The sequence below is a fragment of the Bacillus paramycoides genome (genome assembly GCF_001884235.1).
Lineage (GTDB): Bacteria > Bacillota > Bacilli > Bacillales > Bacillaceae_G > Bacillus_A > Bacillus_A paramycoides.
Genome location: NZ_MAOI01000132.1, coordinates 1 through 5,290, shown reverse-complemented (window position 1 = coordinate 5,290; position 5,290 = coordinate 1). Strand labels below are relative to the sequence as shown.

5 protein-coding genes and 2 pseudogenes are annotated in these 5,290 nt (G+C 34.2%); 5 read left to right on the top strand and 2 right to left on the bottom strand.

The window, feature by feature from the left end:
- Window positions 1-190 (top strand): zinc ribbon domain-containing protein (locus BAU28_RS27090; RefSeq protein ID WP_165615199.1); only part of this gene is annotated, 190 nt, incomplete at its 5' end.
- A 161-nt stretch (window positions 191-351) separates the two neighbouring features.
- Here BAU28_RS27090 and BAU28_RS31365 read toward each other — a convergent pair.
- Window positions 352-654 carry a hypothetical protein gene (locus BAU28_RS31365; RefSeq protein WP_071721068.1) on the bottom strand — a complete coding sequence of 101 codons (303 nt, stop codon included), beginning with the start codon at window positions 652-654 and terminating at the stop codon, window positions 352-354.
- 318 nt (window positions 655-972) lie between these two features.
- Here BAU28_RS31365 and BAU28_RS27080 point away from each other — a divergent pair.
- The 3 genes and pseudogenes from BAU28_RS27080 to BAU28_RS27070 all read left to right on the top strand — a co-directional run bounded on the left by BAU28_RS27080 (window position 973) and on the right by BAU28_RS27070 (window position 2,662).
- Window positions 973-1,473: pseudogene (locus tag BAU28_RS27080) on the top strand (DUF3967 domain-containing protein).
- A gap of 166 nt (window positions 1,474-1,639) precedes the next feature.
- Complete coding sequence (locus tag BAU28_RS27075; RefSeq protein WP_071721066.1) at window positions 1,640-2,017, top strand: hypothetical protein; 378 nt, start codon at window positions 1,640-1,642, stop codon at window positions 2,015-2,017.
- Window positions 2,018-2,191: 174 nt separating this feature from the next.
- The gene (locus BAU28_RS27070; protein WP_071721064.1) at window positions 2,192-2,662 is read left to right on the top strand and encodes an NUDIX hydrolase; all 471 of its coding nucleotides are present in this window, start codon (window positions 2,192-2,194) and stop codon (window positions 2,660-2,662) included.
- Between the two features lie 1,469 nt (window positions 2,663-4,131).
- Here the strand turns inward: BAU28_RS27070 and BAU28_RS27065 are convergent.
- Window positions 4,132-4,422, bottom strand: a pseudogene (locus BAU28_RS27065) (NAD(P)H-dependent oxidoreductase); the annotation flags it as partial.
- 192 nt (window positions 4,423-4,614) lie between these two features.
- On the opposite strand from BAU28_RS27065, the gene BAU28_RS27060 reads away from it, so the two are divergent.
- Window positions 4,615-5,290, top strand: a 676-nt coding sequence (locus tag BAU28_RS27060) for an SDR family NAD(P)-dependent oxidoreductase (protein ID WP_071721062.1), incomplete at its 3' end; no start/stop codon positions are given.

Genomic DNA, 5,290 nt, shown 5'->3' with positions numbered 1-5,290 from the left:
GAAAACATTTGCTTCAAGCCAATTATGTTCTTGTTGTGGATATCAAAACAAAGACGTTAAAAATCTAAACCTACGTGAATGGGACTGCCCTTCCTGTACTACACATCATGATAGGGATATTAACGCAAGTATCAATCTAAAGAATGAAGCGATAAGACTTCTAACCGCAAGAACTGCGGAGATAGCCTAATAAATTAGAGCTCGATAGAACTCTTTACTTAGGAATCCCCCACTTCTAAACGAGGTGAAAGTGGGGGTAGTTCAATTATCCTTATCTTCCCTTAACAAATAAGACCAGAAAATTCTTGAACAAAAAAAGTGCTTTTCCTCAAAGCACTTTTCCAAATGGATTTACCAATCCCAACGATCATCACGATCAAAATCACGATCACGGTTACGTCTGCGACGATCATCACGATCGAAATCACGATCATGGTCACGTCTTCGACGATCATCACGATCGAAATCACGATCATGGTCACGTCTTCGACGATCATCACGATCGAAATCACGATCATGGTCACGTCTTCGACGATCATCACAATCGAAATCACGATCATGGTTACGTCTTCGACGACATTCATCACAATCGCAGTCACGGTCACGTCTACAGAACATTAAATCATCCCAAAATCTATCACAATCATCTCTCATGAATATAAATCCCCCCCTTATATTAAAATAGGATTCATTATATTCTATGTTTAAAAGTAGAAAACAGCTTGTTTACTAGTCTATCTTCTTTATCTATTTTCAGCTTGTTCAGATGACTGTTTAGATGTTCAGGTGTTAAACTATTTGTATATTATCTAAACAGCCATCTAAACAGAAAAACAAGGGAACCCTTGTCAACTATAAAATTGTTTAGTTGTTTGAATAGTGTTTTGTTTAGAAAGATGGTGATCTGAACAATACAACAAAAAAAACTGGCTATCAGCTGAAGAAGTAGCCAAAGAAATAAAAGTATCAGCTATGACTATAAAACGAAACTGTCAAACATACGCTAGTTTTTTTAAATTTCAACAAGGGGAAAAGAACAAATATTTAATTCATCAAGAATCTATACCTGTTTTTCAATTTATAGCTAAAATGAGAAATAAAAGAAACCTCCAAACAAAACAAATTATTGCGCTCCTCAATAAAGAAGGATTCCCTGAATATATAAACATTGAACTGATACAAACAACTAAACAACAAACTGAACAAATCCAAGTAAGACGAGAAGTTGTAGCTGTTCAGGAGTTAGATAGAATTGTTACTGAAAGAGTATCTGAATAACTTAAAAAACATGAAAAAAGTTTAAAAGAATGGTTAACTGAACAGCAAAAACAACAACAAGATTTTCAAAAAGCAATGGTTTGAAGAATGAATGAACGTGATCAAAACCTAATGGCTATGATCCGTGAAACACAGGAAACTAAAAAATTGATTGCAGCCACCCAACAAAAAAAGTGGTGGCAATTTTGGAAATAGAAAAAACGGCCAAACCTAATAACATCAAAGGTTTGTACTTTTTATTTGCTATCGATAATAGGACGTTATGTCAACCTCACATGTATACGATATTCATTTCACATTTTATCTATCTTACATAATGATAACTGTCATACAATGAAGATAATATTAGAAAATTGTGAGGATGATTACGTTGAAAAAATTTGTAATTAGTTATGCTGCAAGTCTGTTTACTTTTATTTTCGGATGGTTCTTGATTGCATATATTTTTAATCCTAGCTTTATTCACCCGACCGTTTTATTTGGATTCATTAAAACTATCGTCATTTATGGTAGTATACCAGCTCTTATAGCTTGTCTAATTGGGGAAGTCCTATACAGGAAAATCAAACGATGTAGAGAATTTCAATTTGGAATTCCTGTATTTATAGGACTAGCAGTTATCTATACACTTACACCATTTCTTTTTATTTTTACTTTTACTTTTCCGCATTTTTTTTATTTCGTTGCACCTGTTATTATGGGGTCCTTAGCTTTTTATTTAGTACGTAGAAAAATATAATTAACTTTCGCTAATGATGCGTTATGTCAACCTAACATGTATAGGATATACACTGTTCCTTATTCAATTAAATGACAGGTTAGTTGAATAAGGAATAATATCATTTTTATTACCATTTTATTCTATTTTTATATATAATTAATTTGTATTTTATATATAAATAGGGGGAAATTTATGACTACAAATAAGGACTACATTCGTTATATTCGGAAAAAAGTAGGGCACGATTTAATATTTCTTAATTTTGCTGGAGGTATTGTTTATAACGAACGAAATGAAATCCTTTTACAAAAACGGGGAGATAGAAATGAGTGGGGTCTTCCAGGTGGTGCTATGGAACTTGGAGAATCTCTTGAAGAAACCGCTAAACGAGAAATACTTGAGGAGACAGGATTAAATGTTGAGGTTGAACATCTTATAGGTGTCTACTCTAAATATTCTGGTGAGTTTCCGAACGGAGATAAAGCTCAGACTATCACTCATTGTTTTCAATGCAAGCCAATTGGTGGGGAACTTACAGTAGATGGTATTGAAACTTTAGATTTAAAATACTTCCCAATAGACCAAATACCGAAATTATTCACAAAACTACACGAAGATGCCTTAGAAGATTGGCTTTCTAAAAGAAAAGGTGTATTTAAATAAAGACACCTTCAAATTAATTATCCATAATCTTTAACTAACGGGCGCTTTAATTGAGCAAGAAACTAACAACTTTTAACTTCCGCTTTCGATAATTATGTAAATAAGCTGTCCATATGGGCAGCTTATTATATTTTTTTGCTTAGCCTTGGGTTTTTCTGATTTGTTGGTGGCACCCCATGCCTATCAACCTAATATTTTGAGGTGCCCCCAAAACAAAAATTTTATATTACTTTTTTGTTTTATCATTTTAGCCAATTCATCTCCCACCTACTCACTGGGCTGCGACTCTTCACGTTCATTAAGGAAGGAGTCTTCTTGACTAAAATGATAAATCTGTTGTTTGGTGGAATTATAAAATTTTAAGCTAATGGGCATGTGGCGGGACTCCATCGCTATCAAGCTAAGCTTATACAACGTCAATTATAGTAAAGGTCGTTAGTTTTTCTATCGATACTCCTAATTGGAGCCATAGGATTAATCAAAGATATTTTATTTCGATTCTTATAGATAACTGAATAAAACTCAATATTCCGTCAATAATGTATATGACATTAGATTTTCTCCTTGTTCCCCCTTGGAGAGAACCGAGCAGTTAGCTTTTGCTATCTGCTCTTTTATTTCGTTCCCGTTCTTGTTTCTTGAAGAATTCTTTAACTGTGTTTTCCCAATAAGTACACATATCTATTCCTCTTTTCTACAAAATGAATTTTTTATTAAGATTTTTCGAAATCCAATTGGAATATCTATAATTCCTAACATTAAAAACAAATAATATGTTAGTATTGTTATGAAGATATTTACTAACTAACTTTTATGCCCTAGCCCTGCGCCATACTAGGGCATATTTATTTTTTTAAGTGTGTAGCTTATAAACGGCGTACTCCCTTAAGTTCACTATTCAGCTTCCTTTTGCTATTAAAAAATTATTCCTCTTCAATTTCATCTACAAGTCTCATAATTTCATTAATATCTAACTCTAATATTTCGAGGGCCTCGGCCAATGTGTACCAACCTTTTGCTTCACTCAATGGAATCACCTGTTTCCTAATCAAATAGCGTTTTTGTTACTTTTTCGTAACCACTCTAGGTATATATACATGTTACAATTTATAAGATTTTGCAGATTACCCCTTGCAAATCCATATGTCTGTCCTGCCCTTGTTGCCCCTTCAACAAGGGCAGTTTTTAATAAAAAATAAGGGTCTTGTTAACAAACGGTTAAATATACTACATAAAAAACCGTATATTATGTTTAATATGGGAATCTGGCTCACTCCTTTCCCACAGTATATAATTGTTAACTACACATTCATAATTTAGTATATTATGTTTAAAATGTACCAGATATTTCTTTTTTGATTTATGGAACCGTTTTTTACAAAATAGAACATAAAGAGAGGCTATTAATAAATTTTCTCTAATATATTAATAGCCTCTCTTTCTTCCAGTGTAAAATTTTATTTAGTAGACTATCTTGAAGCTGCTTCTTCAACTTCTTTATATGCTTTTTGTAATACTTCATTTGAATCTAATAAATCCGTCCCTTGCGCGCGAATGATTTGATAATCTTCAATACCAAGGAAATTAAACATCGCCTTCAGATATTTATGAGAGTATTCAACTTCCGTATACCAATCGTCATTTGTATAGATAGCCCCACTCGCTTGTATGACAAGCATTCTTCTTCCATCTTTAAGTAATCCCACTGATCCAGTTTCAGTATATTTAAACGTTTCACGTGTGATCATGATATTGTCCATTAAGAGTCTATAAAATCACCAAAAGCTATACTTCAATCTCCTAGCTACTTCACATTGTAGTTTAATTATCACTTGCATTCATTAATTTAGTTTCTCATTGGCGACAAACATGAATACCGAATGAGAGAGCAACATTTCAAACATCACCTTGTGATATAACTAAACATGAATTTTAATCAAGGAGATGCGAGCATGAGTAAGTTAAAAGGTAAAATTGCTGTAGTAACTGGTGCAAGCCGGGGAATCGGTAGTGGCATTGCGTTACGACTGGCTCAGGATGGCGCGTTAGTCGCAGTGCATTATGGAAAAAGACAAAATGAAGCAGAGGAAGTGGTTCATAAGATTCAACAAAGTGGATGTTCTGCATTCACAGTTGGTGCGGATTTAAGTACCGTTAAGGGCATTTGTGATTTATATGAGAAATTGGATGAAGCCATTCGGAAACGGACAGGTGATAATCAGTTTGATATTCTTGTGAATAATGCTGGAATCGGACAAATTATAAACATTGAGGAGACGACGGAAGAATCTTTTGACGAGGTCATGAATATTAACGTCAAAGCACCGCTTTTTGTTATCCAGAAAGGTTTATCACGTCTAAAAGATGGAGGTCGTATTATCAATATCTCATCGTTTGTTACACGAGTGGCCTCTCCTAATGTTTTCGCTTACAGCGTATCAAAGGGGGCGGTCAACACACTTACGCTCAGCTTGGCTCAGCAGCTTGGAAACCGTAATATTACGGTGAATGCTATCCTTCCAGGAATTATTAATACAGAGATGAATGCCAATACGTTGCAAGATCCCAATGGTCAGAAATATGCCGCTGGCCTTTCAACCTTCAATAGGTGGGGAGAGCCAGAAGATA